This is a genomic window from Citrobacter sp. ANG330 (genome assembly GCF_047467925.1).
Taxonomy (GTDB): Bacteria; Pseudomonadota; Gammaproteobacteria; order Enterobacterales; family Enterobacteriaceae; genus Citrobacter_A; species Citrobacter_A amalonaticus_G.
On sequence record NZ_JASJUI010000014.1, the window covers coordinates 64,785 to 85,468 of the forward strand.

20 protein-coding genes and 1 other annotated feature are annotated in these 20,684 nt (G+C 52.3%); of the genes, 12 read left to right on the plus strand and 8 right to left on the minus strand.

Annotated elements, in window-relative coordinates:
• The first annotated feature begins 75 nt into the window (after nucleotides 1–75).
• Nucleotides 76–150, plus strand: a sequence feature (ROSE (Repression Of Heat Shock gene Expression) occurs in the 5'-region of heat shock genes and acts as an RNA thermometer to modulate expression.).
• From ibpA to QNN88_RS21500, 3 genes are all read left to right on the plus strand, one after another.
• Entirely contained in the window at nucleotides 144–557 is a 414-nt protein-coding gene (gene ibpA, locus QNN88_RS21490) for a small heat shock chaperone IbpA (protein WP_006687722.1), read from the plus strand. Its footprint overlaps the feature before it by 7 nt.
• Nucleotides 558–705: 148 nt before the next feature.
• Nucleotides 706–1,134, plus strand: coding sequence for a small heat shock chaperone IbpB (gene ibpB, locus QNN88_RS21495; RefSeq protein WP_414241971.1), 429 nt, complete (start codon nucleotides 706–708; stop codon nucleotides 1,132–1,134).
• 263 nt (nucleotides 1,135–1,397) lie between these two features.
• On the plus strand, nucleotides 1,398–3,059 hold the full coding sequence (locus tag QNN88_RS21500; protein WP_414241972.1) for a putative transporter: 1,662 nt from the start codon (nucleotides 1,398–1,400) through the stop codon (nucleotides 3,057–3,059).
• A gap of 68 nt (nucleotides 3,060–3,127) precedes the next feature.
• Here the strand turns inward: QNN88_RS21500 and QNN88_RS21505 are convergent, their stop codons facing one another.
• On the minus strand, nucleotides 3,128–4,594 hold the full coding sequence (locus tag QNN88_RS21505; protein ID WP_414241973.1) for a sulfatase: 1,467 nt from the start codon (nucleotides 4,592–4,594) through the stop codon (nucleotides 3,128–3,130).
• Nucleotides 4,595–4,654: 60 nt separating this feature from the next.
• Nucleotides 4,655–6,061, minus strand: a complete 1,407-nt coding sequence (locus QNN88_RS21510; RefSeq protein WP_414241974.1) for an aryl-sulfate sulfotransferase — start codon at nucleotides 6,059–6,061, stop codon at nucleotides 4,655–4,657.
• A 269-nt stretch (nucleotides 6,062–6,330) separates the two neighbouring features.
• On the opposite strand from QNN88_RS21510, the gene QNN88_RS21515 reads away from it, so the two are divergent.
• The 4 genes from QNN88_RS21515 (at nucleotide 6,331) to QNN88_RS21530 (ending at nucleotide 9,588) form a co-directional block, all read left to right on the plus strand.
• Nucleotides 6,331–7,680 (plus strand): glycoside-pentoside-hexuronide (GPH):cation symporter, encoded by a 1,350-nt coding sequence (locus QNN88_RS21515; protein ID WP_414241975.1) that lies wholly within the window; start codon nucleotides 6,331–6,333, stop codon nucleotides 7,678–7,680.
• 90 nt (nucleotides 7,681–7,770) lie between these two features.
• Complete coding sequence (locus tag QNN88_RS21520) at nucleotides 7,771–8,118, plus strand: YidH family protein (protein ID WP_042998720.1); 348 nt, start codon at nucleotides 7,771–7,773, stop codon at nucleotides 8,116–8,118.
• The gene (locus tag QNN88_RS21525) at nucleotides 8,108–8,470 is read left to right on the plus strand and encodes a DUF202 domain-containing protein (protein ID WP_414241976.1); all 363 of its coding nucleotides are present in this window, start codon (nucleotides 8,108–8,110) and stop codon (nucleotides 8,468–8,470) included. The genes QNN88_RS21520 and QNN88_RS21525 overlap by 11 nt, the downstream gene beginning before the upstream one ends.
• Nucleotides 8,467–9,588, plus strand: a complete 1,122-nt coding sequence (locus QNN88_RS21530) for an anaerobic sulfatase maturase (RefSeq protein ID WP_414241977.1) — start codon at nucleotides 8,467–8,469, stop codon at nucleotides 9,586–9,588. Before QNN88_RS21525 ends, QNN88_RS21530 begins: the two co-directional genes overlap by 4 nt.
• Here QNN88_RS21530 and dsdA read toward each other — a convergent pair.
• Nucleotides 9,585–10,907 (minus strand): D-serine ammonia-lyase, encoded by a 1,323-nt coding sequence (gene dsdA, locus QNN88_RS21535; RefSeq protein WP_414241978.1) that lies wholly within the window; start codon nucleotides 10,905–10,907, stop codon nucleotides 9,585–9,587. The two genes, QNN88_RS21530 and dsdA, sit on opposite strands and share 4 nt — an antisense overlap.
• A gap of 17 nt (nucleotides 10,908–10,924) precedes the next feature.
• Nucleotides 10,925–12,262, minus strand: a complete 1,338-nt coding sequence (gene dsdX / locus QNN88_RS21540) for a D-serine transporter DsdX (RefSeq protein ID WP_061075839.1) — start codon at nucleotides 12,260–12,262, stop codon at nucleotides 10,925–10,927.
• Between the two features lie 230 nt (nucleotides 12,263–12,492).
• On the opposite strand from dsdX, the gene dsdC reads away from it, so the two are divergent.
• Together dsdC and QNN88_RS21550 are read left to right on the plus strand one after the other, a co-directional pair.
• Nucleotides 12,493–13,449 carry a DNA-binding transcriptional regulator DsdC gene (gene dsdC / locus QNN88_RS21545; protein WP_414241979.1) on the plus strand — a complete coding sequence of 319 codons (957 nt, stop codon included), beginning with the start codon at nucleotides 12,493–12,495 and terminating at the stop codon, nucleotides 13,447–13,449.
• A 56-nt stretch (nucleotides 13,450–13,505) separates the two neighbouring features.
• A complete protein-coding gene (locus QNN88_RS21550) occupies nucleotides 13,506–14,555 on the plus strand; it encodes a cellulase family glycosylhydrolase (RefSeq protein WP_414241980.1) in 1,050 nt (349 codons plus the stop codon).
• On the opposite strand, the gene emrD is transcribed toward QNN88_RS21550, so the two are convergent.
• From emrD to tisB, 3 genes are all read right to left on the minus strand, one after another.
• Nucleotides 14,482–15,666, minus strand: coding sequence for a multidrug efflux MFS transporter EmrD (emrD, locus tag QNN88_RS21555; protein WP_414241981.1), 1,185 nt, complete (start codon nucleotides 15,664–15,666; stop codon nucleotides 14,482–14,484). The genes QNN88_RS21550 and emrD overlap by 74 nt on opposite strands.
• A 177-nt stretch (nucleotides 15,667–15,843) precedes the next feature.
• A complete protein-coding gene (locus QNN88_RS21560; protein WP_414241982.1) occupies nucleotides 15,844–16,677 on the minus strand; it encodes an EamA family transporter in 834 nt (277 codons plus the stop codon).
• 116 nt (nucleotides 16,678–16,793) lie between these two features.
• Entirely contained in the window at nucleotides 16,794–16,883 is a 90-nt protein-coding gene (gene tisB / locus QNN88_RS21565) for a type I toxin-antitoxin system toxin TisB (protein ID WP_042323479.1), read from the minus strand.
• A 522-nt stretch (nucleotides 16,884–17,405) separates the two neighbouring features.
• Here tisB and ivbL point away from each other — a divergent pair.
• The 3 genes from ivbL (at nucleotide 17,406) to ilvN (ending at nucleotide 19,600) form a co-directional block, all read left to right on the plus strand.
• The gene (gene ivbL / locus QNN88_RS21570; protein WP_042998711.1) at nucleotides 17,406–17,504 is read left to right on the plus strand and encodes an ilvB operon leader peptide IvbL; all 99 of its coding nucleotides are present in this window, start codon (nucleotides 17,406–17,408) and stop codon (nucleotides 17,502–17,504) included.
• A gap of 107 nt (nucleotides 17,505–17,611) precedes the next feature.
• A complete protein-coding gene (ilvB, locus tag QNN88_RS21575; RefSeq protein WP_414241983.1) occupies nucleotides 17,612–19,306 on the plus strand; it encodes an acetolactate synthase large subunit in 1,695 nt (564 codons plus the stop codon).
• A gap of 3 nt (nucleotides 19,307–19,309) precedes the next feature.
• The gene (gene ilvN / locus QNN88_RS21580) at nucleotides 19,310–19,600 is read left to right on the plus strand and encodes an acetolactate synthase small subunit (RefSeq protein WP_001171826.1); all 291 of its coding nucleotides are present in this window, start codon (nucleotides 19,310–19,312) and stop codon (nucleotides 19,598–19,600) included.
• On the opposite strand, the gene QNN88_RS21585 is transcribed toward ilvN, so the two are convergent.
• On the minus strand, nucleotides 19,601–20,386 hold the full coding sequence (locus tag QNN88_RS21585; protein ID WP_414241984.1) for a DeoR family transcriptional regulator: 786 nt from the start codon (nucleotides 20,384–20,386) through the stop codon (nucleotides 19,601–19,603).
• Between the last annotated feature and the right edge of the window lie 298 nt (nucleotides 20,387–20,684).

Here is a 20,684-nt window from a genome sequence, read left to right on the forward strand (position 1 = left end):
CTGGACTGCTTGAAAAGTTCGTAAACAGACCCATTTTGATGATGTAGACGAATGAAGAGCACGCCTGATGGGTGTTCTGGCTACCGGACCTGTCCATGATGGAAGGTCATTTATCTTCTCGCTGATTTCAGGAGCTATTGATTATGCGTAACTTTGATTTATCCCCGCTGTACCGTTCTGCTATTGGTTTCGACCGCCTGTTTAACCTGCTGGAAAACAACCAGAGCCAGAGTAATGGCGGTTACCCTCCGTATAACGTTGAGCTGGTAGACGAAAATCACTATCGCATTGCTATCGCCGTTGCCGGTTTCGCGGAAAGCGAACTGGAAATTACCGCACAGGACAACCTGCTGGTGGTGAAAGGTGCGCATGCGGACGAGCAAAAAGAACGGACTTACCTATACCAGGGCATTGCGGAACGCAACTTTGAACGTAAGTTCCAGTTGGCTGAGAACATCCATGTTCGTGGCGCGAACCTGGTCAATGGCCTGCTGTATATCGATCTTGAGCGCGTCATTCCGGAAGCAAACAAACCGCGCCGTATCGAAATCAATTAATTCTGTCGGGCCGCGCTGCGCGGCCTGTTATCCCAGGCTCGCCGTCAGGGGGCCGATGCGAATCTACGGATTTGCAGGTACGACTATGCCCTACACCATTCGCGTTGCAGGGTTTAGTGAAAACTCGCTTCTTAGAAGGAGAATGATTATGCGTAACTACGATTTATCCCCACTGCTGCGTCAATGGATCGGTTTTGACAAACTGGCCAACGCGTTACAAAACACGGCCGAAAGCCATAGCTTCCCGCCCTATAACATTGAAAAAAGCGACGATAACCACTACCGCATAACCCTTGCGCTGGCCGGTTTCCGTCAGGAAGATCTGGACATTCAGCTCGAAGGCACCCGCCTGACCGTGAAAGGCACGCCGCAGCAGCCTGAAAAAGAGACCAAATGGTTGCATCAGGGGCTGGTCACTCAGTCGTTCAGCCTGAGCTTTACCCTGGCTGAAAATATGGAGGTTTCCGGCGCGACATTTACCAACGGGTTGTTACATATCGATTTAACCCGTAATGTCCCGGAAGCCGTTGCCCCGCAACGTATCGCCATCAGCGAACGTCCCGCATTAAATAGCTAATTTAGCTCCTTGCCTTTGCCCCGCCAGAAATGACGGGGCTTTTTTGTGCGTGAAAACAATAGCGGCTCCGGGGAAGCATTACCCTTACCTGAAGAAAGCATTCAGCAGCTTCAGATTGCAATGAAGAAAAAGGGCAAGAAACGCCTGTCATAAGGGCGCATTAGCGTCGTTTCAGCATCAGAATGTGCGCCACCCTGCATCTATGCCTGAACGGTTCAGTCATAATCCACTTAAATAGAAATGTTATTCACAGGGAATAAAAAATGAGTGATATAGCATTGACGGTCAGCGTTCTGGCGTTGGTGGCGGTTGTCGGATTATGGATCGGCAATGTCAAGGTGCGGGGTGTCGGCTTTGGCATCGGCGGCGTATTGTTCGGCGGTATTATCGTCGGTCACTTTGTCGATCAGGCAGGAGTGACGCTGAGCGGTGATATGCTGCACTTCATCCAGGAATTTGGCCTGATTCTGTTCGTCTACACCATTGGGATTCAGGTGGGACCGGGGTTCTTTGCCTCGTTACGGGTTTCTGGCCTGCGCCTTAATCTGTTTGCGATTCTGATCGTCATCATGGGCGGCCTGGTTACCGCTATCCTGCATAAAGTCTTTGCCATTCCGCTGCCAGTGGTGCTGGGGATATTCTCCGGTGCGGTCACCAATACCCCGGCTCTGGGGGCCGGACAACAAATTCTGCGCGATCTGGGGACGCCAATGGATTTGGTGGACCAGATGGGGATGAGCTATGCGATGGCCTATCCGTTTGGGATTTGCGGTATTTTGCTGACCATGTGGCTGATGCGCATGATATTTCGTGTCAATGTGGAAGCGGAAGCGCAACAGCATGAATCGACGCTCACCAACGGGCATTCGCTGATTCAGACCATCAACATCCGCGTTGAGAACCCCAACCTCAATAATATGGCGATTCAGGATGTGCCCATCCTCAATAGCGACAAAATCATCTGCTCGCGCCTGAAGCGTGAAGAGACACTGATGGTGCCGTCGCCGGGAACCGTCATTCAGTTGGGTGACCTGCTGCACCTGGTCGGGCAGCCGGGCGATCTGCATAACGCGCGACTGGTGATAGGCCAGGAAGTGGATACCTCGCTGTCGACTCGCGGAACCGATTTGCGTGTTGAACGTGTCGTGGTAACCAACGAAAAAGTGCTCGGTAAACGTATTCGTGATTTGCACTTTAAAGAGCGTTACGACGTGGTGATTTCTCGACTGAACCGTGCGGGCGTCGAGCTGGTGGCCAGTAGCGATGCCAGTCTGCAATTTGGTGACATCCTTAATCTGGTAGGACGACCCGCCTCGATTGATGCCGTTGCCAATGTTGTGGGTAATGCCCAGCAAAAACTGCAGCAGGTGCAGATGTTGCCGGTGTTTATTGGTATCGGTCTTGGCGTGCTGCTTGGGTCAATTCCGCTGTTTGTTCCTGGCTTCCCGGTGGCGCTAAAGCTGGGCCTGGCGGGCGGACCACTGATTATGGCACTGATTCTGGGGCGTATTGGCAGCATTGGTAAGCTGTACTGGTTTATGCCACCGAGTGCCAACCTGGCGCTGCGTGAACTGGGGATTGTGCTGTTCCTTGCGGTGGTAGGACTGAAATCGGGTGGTGATTTTATCGATACACTGACCCGGGGTGATGGTCTGAGCTGGGTGGGCTACGGTATTTTTATTACGGCTATCCCGCTTATCACCGTCGGTTTACTGGCGCGTATATTTGCCAAAATGAACTACCTGACGCTGTGCGGGATGTTGGCCGGTTCGATGACCGATCCGCCCGCGCTGGCGTTTGCTAACAACCTGCATGCCACCAGCGGCGCGGCGGCACTGTCGTATGCGACGGTATATCCGTTGGTGATGTTCCTGCGCATTATTACGCCACAGTTGCTGGCGGTGATTTTCTGGGGATTAGGATAGGTCAGCTTCCTTTGACCGGCATCCATCAGGTTGCCGGTCAAAGGCGTTCAAGACTCCATTATGACTGTCTACATCGCTTCTTCGACGTTTGGTTTTTCCAGACCCAGGCGCTCGTATTGCTCTGATGGCGCATCATTTTCTGCCATCAGGCGCACAATTTCCCGTTTTAGCCGTGCGATAACTTCAGGGTTTTGCTGTGGCGTGGTTTGCCGGGGATCGTCAGTCACGTTGAACAGCACGCTCTGCCAGTGATGCGTTAAAGGCACCATACCGAGACCGATGTCAGCAATCTTCATCAACCGACATCCTTTGGTGAAACTGAACGATTCCACCATTTCTGTATGCTGGAGTTCCTGCGGGGTAAAAGGATGGCGCATATGCGTGGGCATCAACGTGTAGTGATTCAACGGACGATTTTCGCGCGTCGGCGCATGCGTATAAACCCAGGTGCCGTCAGTGCAACTGACCTGCGCGCCGTAGACACCAAACAACGCTGTTTTGCGTACAGGGGTATCATGGGCAATGGTTTCTCCTAATGGTTTCCCCTGCATGTCCGGTGGGATAGCCTGATCAAAAAAATCTAACAGTGTCGGGGCTAAATCGATGGTCTGCACTAACTGGCGATTCCTGCCGGTTTTTTTACTCCGTGGGTCGTAAATAAACAGCGGTGTATGGGAGACCTCCTCATAAAAGTTGGCATCGTTGGCTTTTGCCCACCAGTCATGTTCACTGAGTAAATAGCCGTGGTCAGTGTTGACGATCAGCAGGGTATCTTGCCAGAGATCGTATTTGTCCATCATGTCGAGCACGCGGCCAAGACCCGCATCGCACATATCCAGCAAACCGCTATATTCCTGACGAAGATTATCCACCCATGGGCGTTCCTCATCGGACACCTGCGCATAGTTCGGCCAGTCAAAAAGAGGCCCAGCCGCTTTCTCTTTTTGCCGACGATGGAAAAAAGGCTCGTGGGGATCGAACGTTTCAATTTGCAGGAACCAGTTATCCTCAGTGTGATATTTCTCAATGAATTCCAGGCCAAGATCGAAGGTTTTCTCAATGGGAAATTTATCCTGTTGCAGGATTTTTTCGCGGTTAGCCAAATCCTGCGACATCATTTGGCCAAGGTGTGGCGGGAATTCACGCTTAATTAAATCAGGCTCCCAGCGATCGCCCTCCTGACCTCTGACGATTTCCCATGACGCATAGCGGTTATGGTAAGTACAGCCGCCATCTTCCCAGTAGTGGTAATGGTCACTGATTAAATGGCTGTGAACGCCATTTTTTTTCATGATTTCAAAGCAGGAGTCGTCAAAGGGTTCCAGAGGCCCCCAACTACGATGGAGAAAGTTGTAGCGACCCGTGTGTAATTCTCGTCTGGCAGGCATGCAAGGTAGACTTCCTACATAGCTTTTATCAAAGACAACGCATTTTTCCGCCAGACGGGAAAAATGAGGGGTGTGAGTCCAGGCGGAATTATAAGGGGCTAAGCAATGCCTGTTTAATGAGTCATACATTACCATTATCGCTTTCATTTTTTCTCCTGTGCGATTTTATTCAGTTCATTATCTCTGAGATGCAAATGTCGGTAGATATCAGATCAAACGCCGTAATTCTTCAAAGGTGAATATCCGACCACGATAGGTTACTGCCGGATAAACTGCATCACATTCCACGGCGACTTTATTATTGGTATCGATAATAAAAAACTGACTACCAACACCATACATGATGCTATAGTAATTCCCGATTTCATGAATTTCAGAGGTTATATTGCTGCGTTTTCCCGGAATGGTAAATGTATCGAGAAGCTCTACGGTTTGGTTGTTTAAATCAATACCATATACCAGACTTTGGGAGTCAAAAGGTGCTTCATAATATTCGTCCGGAATGGGGTCTTCCATTTTTTTATTATTTTCACTCCCATCATCAAAGAGTGCCGCTTTGTTATTGAAAAGCGTAATGGCGAGACGATTTTCCGTCAGAAAGTCGGCATATTTTGGGTTGGTGGTGGGGAAGACGGCATGCTCTCCATTGGGATAGGCAAAGCCTGGCAACGGTTTTAGATTTACCGTTGCTGCAACAAGTGAATTCATCGGATTATCAATAGTCCACTCAATATCGCCGCTCTCCATATTCAGTCCATAAATCGTACTGGTAGAGCGATTATTCAAAATGAGTTGCTTGAGATGCGTGCTGTATTCCAGCGAGTTAAAGTGCGCATCGTTGGGTTGAGCATCAATACACACATCCTGATTATCAAAGTATTCCGAGTAGTCACGTGACCAGATAATGTTGCCATTATTCACATCATATTTATAGATTGTGGACTGCTGACGTTGTTGTGCCGTGGGGTTTTCCAGTAGCGTGACCAGACAGAACATGTTGCCATCCGGTCCGAAAGTTATATCGTGATGAAAACCGTAACCTGCCGGAACAGAATAGGACTGGCGAGTTTCGCCCAGAAGATTCATTTGCCTCAGTGTCTGGGCATAGTTTTCTCCCGCCGTGGGGAAAATGTCAAAGCCAGGGTAGATAGAGTGGCCGTCACTCTTTAGGTTATTGTTATCCCAGGCATTGGTAAATGCCATTCTCAGATCGCCATTTTTATCATAGGCGGTGTAAAAACAGGTGACAAGCCAACCCTGATAAAGCGTTTCCTGTGCAATACGTTCATCGTTGATCGCGAAAGTCACATTCAGTGGGATGACACCGTAATCCTGTCCTGTGGTATCCGCAGTAACATTGACAGTTTGGTTTGAACCGTCATTAAAGAGACATTCAATGCTAATGGTGTTGGACGTATTCGCATACAGACCAATAACAGGGATAGTCGGATTTAATATATATTCATTTGTTGAATATATAAAACTGCTGTCGAGGGTTTTTCCTTTTACGGTATAACGATATTTCATCGGCAGATCTGCCGTTACCGTAACTTGTGCGGAAAGTAGGTTCTGATTGAAAGGGTTAATCACAACACGGGTAGTCATATCTTGCATAATCATTCCTTTATGGGAACGCCGATAAAGTGGCGTGAAGCGGATGACGGAAGATTTGCCATCCCTGGTTATTGAGATTGATATTTTCAGTGAATATATTTTATTCGTTCATACTTTTCGAAATAGAGTGTGTTTGAGTCTGGAGTGGGAAGTTGTGAGATCTATCACATATGAAAATAAACATAATCATTAAGCAAAAAATCATAATGTAGAGCGAGTTGCTATTAAATCTATTATGCAAACTCACTCTTGCAACCATCTGGATTAATATGAATAGTCAAATTTTGAGTGTCAGGGAAAAGGTTGGCTACGGCCTTGGGGATGCGGCAAGCCATATTGTCTTTGATAATGTCATGCTTTATCTCATGTTCTTTTATACTGATATTGCTGGTTTGCCTGCGGCGTTTATTGGCAGCATGTTTTTAGTGACGCGAATACTTGATGCAATATCTGACCCTTGTATGGGATTGCTTGCAGACCGTACCCGTACGCGCTGGGGGAAATTTCGCCCGTGGCTGCTGTGGGCGTCCATTCCTTTTGGTATTAGTTGTGTTCTTACCTATACGGTTCCGGATTTATCGCTATATGGAAAAATGATTTATGCCACACTCACTTATATCGCACTAACGTTGATGTACACGATCGTTAATATTCCTTATTGTGCACTGGGTGGGGTAATCACCAGCGATTCACAGCAGCGCATGTCTTTGCAGTCGTGGCGGTTTGTGCTTGCAACGGCAGGCGGCATGTTGTCCACCGCATTAATGATGAATATGGTGGACTGGCTGGGTGGAGGGGATAAAAAACTGGGTTTTCAGATCAGTATTACACTGCTCTCTATTATTGCTGTGTTGATGTTCTACTTTTGTTTTTTTACCACCAAAGAGCGCATTGTTTCACCCCCCATTAACGCTGGTTTTAAAGGCATGTTGGGTGATTTAAAAGATATCTGGAAAAACGATCAGTGGCGAGTGGTCAGTGTTCTGACCGTCTTCACTATCATCGGAACTTCGGTACGTGGTGGGGTGATGATGTATTACGTCACCTTGATTATGGAATCACCCAAAGTATTTTCGATATTTCTCTCCACATATTGTGTCGGCAATATTGTCGGTAGCGCGATAGCAAAACCGCTAAGCGTTCGCTTTTGTAAAGTGGCGGTGTTTATTTTCTGTAATATTGTTCTGATGATAATGAGTTTTGCGATGTATTTTGTGCCAATGGACAGAATGGTGGTGATGTTTTGCCTGATTTTTATCATTGGTGTTCTGCATCAGATTATGACGCCGATAAAGTGGGTCATGATGGCGGATACGGTAGATTACGGCGAAATGGTCAGTGGTAAACGCCTGACGGGAATTAGCTTCGCGGGGACGTTGTTTGTGCTGAAAATGGGGCTGGCGGTAGGTGGTGCAATTATCGGTTGGATGCTCGCTATGGGGGGCTATCAGGCGGGAGCTGATGCGCAGTCGCCGGAAACGTTGAAGACCATCATCACCTTGTTTACGGTTGCGCCGGGACTTTGTTATCTGTGCTGTGCGTTAATCGCCAAATGCTTCTACAGGTTGACTACGGAACAAATGAAACAGGTTTCGCAAACGCGACATGCGTCGAGCTGATTTGCGGAGTTTATTCATGCTAATCATCCGGGCTCTCAGGTAGTATTGAGGTTATTTCATGCACATTCTGCGCATTGAGTAGGGGGTTAAATGAAGATTTCCCGCCTCGGAGAAGCCCCGGATTACCGCTTCTCGCTGGCAAACGAGCGTACCTTTCTGGCGTGGATCCGCACCGCGCTGGGTTTTCTGGCCGCGGGCGTTGGGCTTGATCAACTGGCGCCAGATTTCGCCACGCCGGTTATCCGCGAGCTGTTGGCGCTGTTACTCTGTTTATTCGCGGGTGGCCTGGCGATTTACGGTTATCTGCGCTGGTTGCGCAATGAAAAGGCGATGCGACTGAAGGAAGATTTACCTTACACCCGAAGCCTGCTGATCATCAGTCTGATATTGACCATTGTGGCGATTGTGGTCATGGCGCTGGTGCTGTATGCCGGATAGCCGTAAGGCCCGTCGCATGGCCGATCCTGGTTTGCAACCAGAGCGCACATCGCTGGCCTGGTTTCGCACGTTGCTGGGTTATTGTGCGCTGATGGCGCTGGCGATAAAACATCACTGGCATCAGGCGGGATTCTTGTTCTGGGTCTCTATCGCGGTGCTGGCTATCGTGGTTGTGATCCTCTGGCGCTATACGCGCCAGCGTAATCTGATGGATGTCTCGCTTCTCGATTATTCCCAATCTCGCGTGGTTCGTGACAAATTTATGATCTCCCTCGCGGTGTTATCTCTCGCAATACTGTTTGCTGTAACGCACATTCACCAACTTATCCTCTTTATCGGAAATTTAGCATGACAGGGTGTCAGGTCATGGCCAAGCCGGCCAGTTCACGTTGTAACCTGGATTGTCGTTACTGCTTTTACATCGATAAACCCGCCCACCCGGTGATGGACGACGCGACGTTAGCGGCGTTTATTCAGCAGCATATTGCCGCACAACCAGGACCGGACGTTCAGTTTGCCTGGCAGGGGGGAGAACCGACGCTCTGCGGTCTGGATTTTTTTCATCGCGTGGTGGAATTGCAAAAACAGTTTGGTGCAGGAAAGCAAATCCAGAACGCTTTTCAGACCAACGGCATTTTGCTCAATGACGCATGGTGCCGCTTTCTGCACGATAATAACTGGCTGGTGGGACTCTCACTGGACGGTCCTGCCGATTTGCACGATGCGTACCGGGTTAGCCGGAGTGGGAACCCCTCACACCATAAAGTGATGAATGCAATACAAAAACTGGTTGAGCATCAGGTGGAGTTCAACCTGTTGGTAGTGGTGAATCGTCTTAACAGCAGTCAGCCGGAGCGGATGTATCACCATCTTCGCCAGCTTGGGACGCCTTTCTTACAGTTTATTCCGCTTGTCGAATGGGATGAGCATGGCAGGCTGACGGCGGAATCGGTCGAGCCGCAGGCGTGGGGACAGTTTCTCAACGCTGTGTTCGATATCTGGGTGCGGGAAGATATCGGTCGCGTGTACATTCAGCTCTTTGATTCGACGCTGGGCGTATGGTGCGGTTACCCGTCGCAAATGTGTTCGTTAAGTCAGGACTGTGGCCACGCCTTCGCGCTGGAGGCCAATGGTGATTTGTATCAGTGCGATCATTATGTCTATCCGCAGTACCGGCTGGGCAACATTCTTCACACTTCGCTGAAGGCGCTCAATGCCAGTCCGCAGGCGCAAGCGTTTGGGGCGTTGAAAAGGTCAACGTTAAGTGCAGAGTGTCAGTCCTGTTCGCTGCTGCGCTTTTGTCATGGCGACTGTCCAAAACATCGGGATGAGAGTGGGAAAAGCGTGTTGTGCGACGGATACCGTGAATTTATCCACTATACCGCGCCGCACATGCGTGTAATGCGCGATCTGATCAGGCAGTATCGCTCACCGGCAGAGCTGATGGCGATGCTGCGCCCAGGGCGTTAGCGCCCTTTCGCCAGATATTGCGCCATTTCTGCTTCTGGCACCATGCCGCCGCCTGTCGCCCAGACCAGGTGCGTTGCATTATTGAGCTGTTCAGCGCTAATGCCCTGCATCTGCAAATAATCAGGCGATGCGCAGACGCGCTGCGGCCCGGCCATTCCCGCCAGCGCTGACGGTTCCAGGCGAATATTTTCCTCCTGCGCCAGCCAGCCCAGCATGTCGTACATCGACCGATCGCTGAGGGTATATAACCCATCAAGCAGGCGTTCCATCGCTCTGCCGACAAAGCCCGATGCCCGTCCTACTGCCAGGCCATCTGCCGCCGTCAGGTTGTCGATACCGATTTCCTGCACGGAGATCGCATCGTGCAGCCCGGTATATACGCCCAGCAACATGCACGGGGAATGGGTCGGTTCAGCGAAGAAGCAGTGCACGTTATCGCCAAAGGCCAGTTTCAGACCAAACGCTACCCCGCCGGGGCCACCACCCACACCGCATGGCAGATAAACAAACAGCGGGTGATCGGCATCCACCACGCGGCCTTGTTTCTCGAATTGCGCTTTCAGACGCTGGCCCGCAACTGCATAGCCTAAAAACAGCGTGCGGGAGTTTTCATCGTCGATAAAGAAGCAGTTCGGATCGGACTCCGCCGCTTTGCGGCCCTGCTCAACGGCTACGCCATAATCTTCTTCGTATTCAACAACCGTGACGCCGTGGCTGCGCAATTTGGCTTTCTTCCACGCTCGGGCATCAGCAGACATATGTACCGTGACGTTAAAGCCAATACGTGCGCTCATAATGCCGATAGATAGCCCCAGGTTGCCAGTTGAACCCACCGCGATGCTGTACTGGCTAAAGAAGTCTTTGAACTCCGGTGAAAGCAGAACGCTGTAATCCTCTTCGGGGGCTAGCATACCGGCTTCCTTCGCCAGTTTTTCGGCGTGCGTCAGCACTTCATAAATGCCGCCGCGCGCCTTAATTGAGCCGGAAATGGGCAGATGGCTGTCTTTTTTCAGCAGGATTTCCCCACTGATTTTCTGTCCGTACTGTTTTTCCAGACGCTGTTGCATGGCTGGAATGGCAACAACTTCAGATTCAATGATTCCGCCGGTCGCGGCGGTTTCCGGGAAGGCTTTGGCCAGATACGGCGCAAAGCGCGCCAGGCGGGCGTGTGCGCCCTTCACATCGTGCTCGGTCAGACCGACATAAGGTAACCCTTCCGCAAGAGAGGTGGTTCCTGGATTAAACCAGGTTGTTTCTCGCAGAGCCACCAGATCCTCCACCAAAGGATACTGGGCGATAAGCTTTTGAATGTTTTCCATAGGACGTCTCTTTGCGCTTAGATGATAAAGGAAAGCAGGAATGTGCAAGCCAGTGCAATGACCGAGGCGATAAATGTCGCGGTCGTATAGTATTTGAATGTCTCATTCAGGGTGGCGCCGCAGTACTGCTTAACCAGCCAGAAAAGGGAATCGGTGACGATGGTGCAGCCAATGGCGCCGGAACCGATGGCAATGGCGATGATCTCCGGGCTGACGTTGGGATAAAGCGGCAGCATCGGCGCAACAATCGCCGTGGCGCCCATCATCGCCACCGTGGCAGAACCCACCGCCGCGTGCAGAATTAGCGCCACCAGCCAGGCCAGCAGAATGGGGTGCATATCCATGTTGGAAAGGATCACCGCCAGCGTATCGGCCAGACCGCTGCTTTTGAGGATGGCGTTGAACGCTCCGCCCGCCCCGATAATCAGCAGGATATTGGCGATAGAGCCAAAGCCGTTTTCGGTATGGGTGAGTAGCGCGCTCATGCCGATGTGCTGGCGTAAACCGAGAATGTAATACGCCACGAAGACGGCGATAAACATGGCGGTGATCGGGTTGCCGATAAATTCCAGCAGGGTGTACAGCGTGCTGCCTTTGGTCATGTTCAGTTCAGCAACGGTTTTCACCAGCATCAAACCAATCGGCAGCAGGACGGTAAACAGCGTTGCGCCCAGCGACGGCAGCGTGCTTTCCTCACGCACTTTGAGGTCGGCAAACTCCGCAGGAACCGGTTTGAACGGCAGGCGATTGCCGAGAAATTTCAGGAACAGCGGGCCGCCGATCAGTGACGCCATCAGGCCAACCAGCAGGCCGTAGACGATGACCGAACCAATATCCGCACCCAGTTTATTCGCGACAAACAGTGCGGCCGGGTGTGGCGGTACGACGCAGTGAACGGCCATCAGCGCGGTACACAACGGGATGGCCAGTTTCAGCAGCGAGGTATTGGTTTTTTTTGCAATTGAGAACGCCAGCGGAATTAACAGCACCACGCCGACTTCCACAAACAACGTGATCCCACAAATCAGCCCCACCAGCACCATAATAACGTCGGCGGAGAGCCAACGGCAGCGTTGTAGCGTTAAGCCGATCCGTTCGGCGGCGCCGGAAACCTCCATCATTTTGCCGAGAATCGTCCCCAGACCGATGACCGCGGCGAGGAAGCCCAGCGTGCCGCCGATCCCGCTTTCGATGGCATTGACCATATCCAGCGGTCCCATGCCCATCATGGCACCCACAAAGAAACTGGCGAGCAGCAGTGCCAGGAATGGGTGGAATTTGAATTTCACGATGGTCAGTACAATTAACACAATGCTAATTAGCAGCGTGCTCACAACCCAGATTTGAGAGTGCATATCTCACCTTGCCCTGTGATTTACCTGTCCCTATTGGACAAAAATTCGGCGTGGGCTGACAAACGATATAAATCCTCGCTCACATGAATCAGATTGAACCAAAGAGGTGATTTACGTCGACTATTCGCGTTATTTTGCGATATGGTTCACTCTCATTCATCTTTCTGCTGATTTTTTCTGCAAATATTCTTACACTTCGACGCAATAGAAGACGACATCATCGAGGCCCCATGGAACCCCTTCGCGAAGTCCGAAACCACCTTCTGAACGGCTGGCAGCTCTCTAAACTCTACACGTTCGAAGTGGCGGCACGGCATCAGTCGTTTGCGATGGCCGCAGATGAGTTATCGCTCAGTCCCAGCGCTGTCAGCCATCGTATTAACCAACTGGAAGAGGAACTGGGGATCCAGCTTTTCGTACGTTCTCACCGAAAAGTGGAACTCACCCACGAAGGCAAGCGGGTGTTCTGGGCGCTGAAATCGTCGCTGGATACGCTGAACCAGGAAATTCTCGATATCAAAAATCAGGAGCTTTCCGGGACGTTGACCGTCTACTCTCGCCCGTCCATTGCTCAGTGCTGGCTGGTGCCCGCGCTGGGTGACTTTACCCGACGCTATCCGTCTATTTCGCTCACGATATTAACCGGCAACGACAACGTGAATTTGCAGCGCGCCGGGGTCGATCTGGCGCTCTACTTTGACGATGCGCCGTCGGCCCAACTGGAACATCACTTCTTAATGGATGAAGCGATCCTGCCTGTCTGTAGCCCGGATTATGCCCGCCGGTTTGATTTAATGGGCTCGCTGGTGAATTTGCCGCACTGCACGCTGCTGCATGACCGTCAGGCCTGGAGCAATGATTCGGGAACCGATGAATGGCACAGCTGGGCGCAACATTTTTCAGTGAATTTGCCAACATCGTCGGGAATTGGCTTTGATCGTTCCGATTTAGCGGTGATTGCCGCCATGAACCATATTGGTGTGGCGATGGGACGCAGACGTCTGGTTCAAAAGCGACTGGACAGCGGTGAGCTGGTCGCGCCTTTTGGTGAGATGGCGTTGACCTGCCATCAGCATTACTACATAACGACGTTACCGGGCAGACAATGGCCGAAAATTGAGGCCTTTATCAACTGGCTGCATGAGCAGGCGAAGTCATTTACCGTAAGCGAAACTGCTACACGCTAACTCAAAAAGCGTGCTAAATACGTGATATCGCGCCTGCAACATTGCTGAGGGTCATCGTGATCAAACTGCTTGTGTCGCTCTTTGTGTTTGCCAGTTTCACGCTTGGGGCGGCGCAACCGTCGCTGACGGCGGCCCATTACGCGCAGCAACTCGGTGTGGGAATGGACGTTGACTGGGCGCGCACCGAACAGGGTATCCGCGAGTTTGACCCGCTGGTGGTGCGTGATTTTAATGCCAAAGGGATCGCTCATGTGCGCATTCGGGTGGCCGGAGAACCTACCGAGGCGCGGCTTATCCATCTGCGCAAGCTGGTGGAAGCTTGCGAGCAGTATGGCGTTATCCCGATTATCGCCTATCAGGCGGACGAGTATAAAAACGACCCCAGCGCGAGCAACGAAAAAGAGGTGACCAACTGGTGGGTTGCGGTGGCGCACTATTTTGCCCACAGCGCACCGTTACTGGGATTCGACCTGATCTACGAACCGGCCGGTAAGCTGAATCATAATCTGGCCTCCCTGAATCGGGTGTACGAAAAGACTATCCGCACTATCCATACCATCGATCCGCAACGAATGATTTTTGTCGCGCCGCGTCTACGTGCCGCACCGGAAGATCTGACGAACCTGAAACTGCCGCCGCAGAGCCAGAGCTATGTCCTGGCGGAATGGCATATCTTCCCGTGGGGACCGGTGAAAAATAACGGTAAATACCCCTGGACGTCGGGCACCGAGTCAGAGAAAGCCGCGATTCGCGCACGCATCACGACTGCCGTGCACTGGCAGCAGAAAAGCGGGCATGTCAGTTGGGTTGGCGGTTGGGCCACGGGAGAAACCAGCAAGAATCCACCGTCCTCTTCACAACTCGCCTTTGCCACATTCATGGCCTGTGAGCTGAAGAAGGCGAAAATTCCCTACGCGATCAACGCTGATACGCAGTTCTACGATGGGGAAGAGGGGGCGTGGCGGCCCGCGCTCGAGCCGCTGTTACTGGCGATGCTTGCGCCGGACTGCGAAACGTCCGGCCACGCGGTCATTAAATCGCCTGCCCCTGGTGTGAAAAACGCGCCGCCAGCGGTAGCCAGCACAGTAAAATCAGCAACCCCATAAGCGTCATCAACAGGCCGAGGCTGCCCTGCCCGGTTTGCGGCAGCATGGCGGAGAGCCACGCCAGCACGCCGGAGCCGATGTTTTGCAGACCGCCCACCAGCGCGCCCGCCGTACCGGCGAGAAACGGGAACGGCTCCATTGCGCCGCTGGTCGCCAGCGGGAACAGCATCCCGGCGCCGAAGAAGAACAGCGCGGCGGGGATCAGCAGCGACCAGACGTTCATCACGCCAAACCAGCCGGGGATCCACATCAGCAGACCTGCCAGCAGGCAACTCACTACCGACTGCCACATCAGCGTGGCGAAGCGTTTATTCGGGCGACCGGCAAACCATGCGCCGAAAAACGCCGCCGGGATTGGCAGAATGAACAGGATGCTCACCACCATGCTGTTCAAGCCTAATACCGCGCCCATCAGCACGCCGGAACAGGCTTCGAACACCGCGATCCCTGCCAGTCCGCCAATTAACATCAGCAGATAGCAGTTAAACGCGCTGTGACCAAACAAGGTTTTATAGTTAGCAATCAGCCGTGTGCGCGGCGCACCGGCAGGACGCGTTTCCGGCATCCAGCGCGCCATACTGAAGGTCACGCCTGCACAGAGCACAAGCAGGAAAACGTAACAGGCGCGCCAGTTCCACATCGTATCGAGCAACCCACCAATCAGCGGTGCCAGTAGCGGACTGACCAGAATGCCCATATTCAGCATGCTGTTGGCGTGGCGCAGTTGCGTCCCTTCGTACAAATCACGCGGCAAGGTTCGAGCCATCACCCCGCCGACGCCGGTTCCCATTCCCTGCAACGCACTGGCGGCGATCAGCACCGTCAGGCTGTGAGTCGTAATGGCGACCAGCGTGGCGAGCATGAAAATTGACATGCCAACCAGGATCACCGGTCGACGTCCTACGCGGTCAGACAGCGGGCCATAAAACAGTTGCGATACGCCATAGGTCAGCAAATACGCTGCCATCACGCTTTGTACGGCCCCTTCGCGAACGTTTAGCTCGCGTGCCATATCGGCAATGGCAGGGATATAAATGGTTTGCGCCATCTGACCTACAGCCACAAGTAATACCAACATCAACAACAAATTGACGTTTCTATGCCTTTTCATTTCGCTGAATACTTTTCAAAAAGAGAAAAAATAAGAATAAGGTGCTACGCATTCCCATAAATGCGAGTGAAATCTACCACACTAAAAAAAGAAGGCCAGATGGAGAGCGGTAATGAAAAAGGGGGAGGACGGCAGGATATGTAAACAAAAAGCGGCAACAAATGTTGCCGAGAGTTTTCAGGACAAACGTAACAAAATGGCACCTGCCGCAATCCCACCGGCCGCCACGAGGCGCAACCCAGCCACCCGCTCTTTCAGCAGCAGCCAGGCAATCAGCGCGCCGAACAGGATTGAAGTTTCACGCAGAGCAGCGACCACCGCCAGCGGCGCGAGGGTCATCGCCCAGAGCGCCAGTCCGTAAGAACCCATTGTGGCAATGCCGCCAAAAATCCCCTTCTTCCAGTGCTGCGTCAGATAGCGGAATGCTTCCCGGCGACGGGCTATCATCGCCCATCCTAACAGGCAGGAACCGTTCAGAAAGAAGGTCCAGAGTGTGTATCCCAGCGCGGTTTCCGACAGCCTGACGCCAGTGCCGTCGACCAGGGTGTATCCGGCAATGAAACAGGCGTTAATCAGCGCGAGTACAATCCCTTGTTGCGAGCGGGTGCGGCCGTTAAAGGCCATCGCAAGAATGGCAGTGCAGATCACCGCGATGCCGGTCCAGGCGAGGGCGGATAAGCTGTCGCCAAGAAACAGGACGCTGATAATAGCGACCAGCAGTGGCGCTGTGCCGCGCATCAGCGGATAGGTCTGACTCATATCCGAAACGGTATAGGTTTTGGCGACCAGTACGGTGTAAATCACCTGTAAAGCGGTCGAGGCGGCTAAAAACGGGATGCTGGCAGTGGACGGTTGTGGCGCAAAGGGCAAACACAGGAGCGCCATGATAGCGGCGGAACCGCTGACGCTAATCGCGGCGTACAGCTTATCGTTTCCGGCTTTCACAATGGCGTTCCAGCTGGCGTGCAGCAGTGCGGCGAACAGCAAAATGCAGAAAACGGAAAGGGTCATGGTTCAGGCGTCATCAGGGAGTGTCATAAAACCGTAACATATCATCGCTTCACAAGCATCAGCGATGTAAAAGGGGAGCGGTTGCCCGCTCCCCTTTGGTGCGACTTGAATCTGAATTACTTCAGGTATTTCAGAACAGCATCAAGCAGTTGCATGGCTGCAACAATGAGTTTCAGGATAAGAATAGCGATATCCACGAGGCTCATACGCGTCTCCTTTTGGCAAAGGAGCACGGTGCTGACGTGCCTTTCCGCCGCCTGTGATCAGCACCTTTGTTGACATAACACAGTGTGCTCACCGGGGGGGTTAAGGCGCTGACGGCACCACCCGTTTCAGCCAGGACTTTGTTGCGCCGGTTTACGATGCGGCCCCACCTTACACACTGCGTACGGGATATTATAAATAAACACTGTATGAATGAACAGGTATTTGTGGACGAATCCAAACTTCTGATCCATACTCAAAAGCGTCAAAATCCGTGTCGAAATTGCGTGTTCTTCGCAGAACGCGTATACTTTTGCTGTTGACATAACACAGTGTGCTTTGCGGCTACCAACCGCATCCGCTGAAAAAACCTCGCTCCGGCGGGGTTTTTTGTTTTCAGGACTTTTTATTAGCGAAACGTGATCGTCGGCCCATTTTTACGCAGATGAAAATTTTTCCGTTGTCAGCTTATGAAAGCTGTGCTTGTATAAATCCTGTTAATCATTAAACAGACAAGGTCCCTAATGAACCCTTCCATGCTGACTGCGACCCTACTAAACACTGCGCCATCTCGCGCAGCGGTCGTCGTGCGTGTGGTGGTGGTCGTCGGCAATGCGCCGTAGGGTCCGGAACAACACACGATTCCAAAACCCCGCCGGCGCAAACCGGGCGGGGTTTTTCGTTTAAGAGACCTGCCCGGAGCGTCGGCCCAGAACAAAAGGACTGGAGCATGGCAAGTTCGGGCACAACATCACCCTCTCAGCGGACGCGTTTTACGGGCGCTGAATTTATTGTTCATTTTCTGGAACGTCAGGGCATTAAGATTGTTACTGGCATTCCGGGCGGATCGATTCTTCCCGTCTATGACGCCTTAAGCCAGAGCACGCAAATCCGCCATATTCTGGCGCGCCACGAGCAGGGGGCGGGGTTTATTGCGCAGGGGATGGCGCGAACCGACGGCAAACCAGCGGTATGCATGGCCTGTAGCGGGCCTGGCGCGACCAATCTGGTGACCGCCATTGCGGATGCGCGTCTGGATTCTATTCCGATGGTCTGTATTACCGGACAGGTTCCGGCCTCCATGATTGGCACTGATGCCTTCCAGGAAGTAGACACCTACGGTATCTCTATCCCCATCACAAAACATAACTATCTGGTCAGACATATCGATGAACTCCCGCAAGTGATGAGCGACGCCTTTCGCCTGGCTCAATCCGGGCGACCTGGCCCGGTGTGGATAGACGTACCTAAGGATATCCAGACGGCCGTGTTCGAGATTGACGAGATGCCAGAGCCAGCAGAGAAAATGGCGACGCCGGAATTCAGCGCAGAGAGCATTCGCGAAGCCGCTGCGATGATTAACGCCGCGCAGCGTCCGGTGCTGTATCTCGGCGGCGGGGTGATTAACGCGCCGCGGCGCGTGCGTGAACTGGCGGAAAAAGCGCAGTTGCCCACCACCATGACGTTAATGGCGCTGGGCATGCTGCCGAAAGCGCATCCGCTGTCGTTAGGTATGTTGGGGATGCACGGGGCGCGCAGCACCAACTTCATCCTGCAGGAATCCGATCTGCTGGTGGTTCTGGGGGCGCGTTTTGATGACCGGGCGATTGGCAAGACGGAACAGTTCTGTCCGAACGCCAAAATTATTCATGTCGATATTGACCGCGCGGAGCTGGGCAAAATCAAGCAACCGCATATCGCTATTCAGGCGGATGTGGATGAGGTCCTGGCGCAACTGATTCCACAAATTGAGGCGAAACCACGCGCAGAATGGCACCAGTTGGTGCGCGATTTGCAACGTGAATTTCCGTGCGCTATTCCACAGGAAAGCGACCCGCTCAGCCATTATGGTCTGATTAACGCCGTGGCGGCCTGTGTGGATGACAACGCGATCATCACCACCGACGTCGGTCAGCATCAGATGTGGGCGGCGCAGGCTTATCCGCTGAATCGTCCCCGCCAGTGGCTGACCTCCGGCGGCCTGGGCACCATGGGATTCGGTCTGCCAGCCGCCATCGGTGCGGCGCTGGCCAATCCGGATAAGACGGTTCTGTGCTTTTCCGGCGACGGCAGCCTGATGATGAACATTCAGGAAATGGCCACCGCCAGCGAAAACCAGCTCAATGTGAAAATCATTCTGATGAATAACGAAGCGCTGGGGCTGGTGCATCAACAGCAAAGCCTGTTTTATAAGCAGGGTGTTTTTGCGGCGACGTATCCGGGGACAATCAACTTTATGCAGATTGCTGCCGGGTTTGGCTTGCAGACCTGCGATCTGAATAACGAAGTCGATCCGCAGGCGGCATTGCAGGAGATAATCAGCCGACCGGGACCGGCGCTGATCCATGTCCGTATTGATGCAGAAGAAAAAGTGTATCCAATGGTACCGCCAGGGGCGGCAAATACAGAGATGGTGGGAGAATAAGCCATGCAGAAACAATCACATGATAACGTTATTCTGGAACTCACCGTCCGCAACCACCCTGGCGTCATGACGCATGTCTGCGGGCTGTTCGCCCGTCGTGCCTTTAACGTTGAAGGGATTCTTTGTCTACCGATTCAGGGCAGCGATCAGAGTCGTATCTGGCTACTGGTCAATGACGACCAGCGTCTGGAACAGATGATCAGCCAAATCGATAAGCTGGAAGATGTGGCGAAAGTGGTGCGTAATCAGTCCGATCCCACCATGTTCAACAAAATTGCCGTGTTCTTTGAGTAGTTAATCCCCGTCTGAATCCGGGGTGATCACTTTGACCGAACCGTTCCGGCAGTGGGTGGCATAATCTGCCGGTAACGGACGGTCACTGATCAGCACATCAAAGGTGGAAAGCGGGCCGATGCTGGCAGGAGCGACTTCATCAAACAGGGCATGGCGCGTCAGCAAAATTTTACGCAGCCCACGATCCATCGCCTTCCGTTTGGTGGCAAGGTCGTCAGGGTTAAACCAACTGACGCCGAAATGCTCGTGTACGCCGCTGGCGGAGATGAAGACTTTGCGCGGGTTGAGTGAGTCCAGCGGTGAGGGATTCGCCGCATCGTAGAAGGCATCGCTCTTGGCGCGATAGGTTCCTCCGCAAAGGATCGCAGTGGCGTTAGGCTTTTCGTTCAGGGCGATAAATACGCGGTGCGAATAGCAAATGCCTGTAAAGGTAATATCGTCCGGTATCATGCTGATGACTAACGGCATTTCCGGGCCATTATCAAAAAAAACCAGATCGTGTTCACTCACCAGACCGGCAGCCAGGATGGCGACAGGTAAATCGTCGCGATGATGGGTTTTAACCGCCGGCAGAGGGGCGTGAGCGGGTGCGGCAGGTTTATTCACCATAACGATATAGCCGCCAAGCAGCGTCAGGGGTAACGGTTCGTCATCCTGACTGAGATCCCGGCGAATGGTCATCACGGAAACCTCCAGCATACGCGCCGCGTCTTTCAGATGGATGCGATCCGTTTTTTTCAACAGTTCCATCAGACGTCGAATACGTTCTTTTTGCTTTGTTTCCATTCACCTTCTCCACGATTCTGTTTGCGTATGTTCCTTCAGTAACATTTATGTGTCTGTGGGAACATGACGTTGCTGCATTACTATACGTCTGACGATTGGTAAAGAAAAGCGCGTTTGTTCGCGTTTTTTTGATTATAAACAGTTAACTTTCAGTTGATTGTCACCAATCTGTGGAAAGTCAGAATGGCAGGGTAATCGCATTGCGCCTAATAAATAAACAGCAAAATGATCTGCCAATCGCGATCGTAGTCACAAATGATACGGAAGTAACATGATAATGTTATTTTAATATCATTGT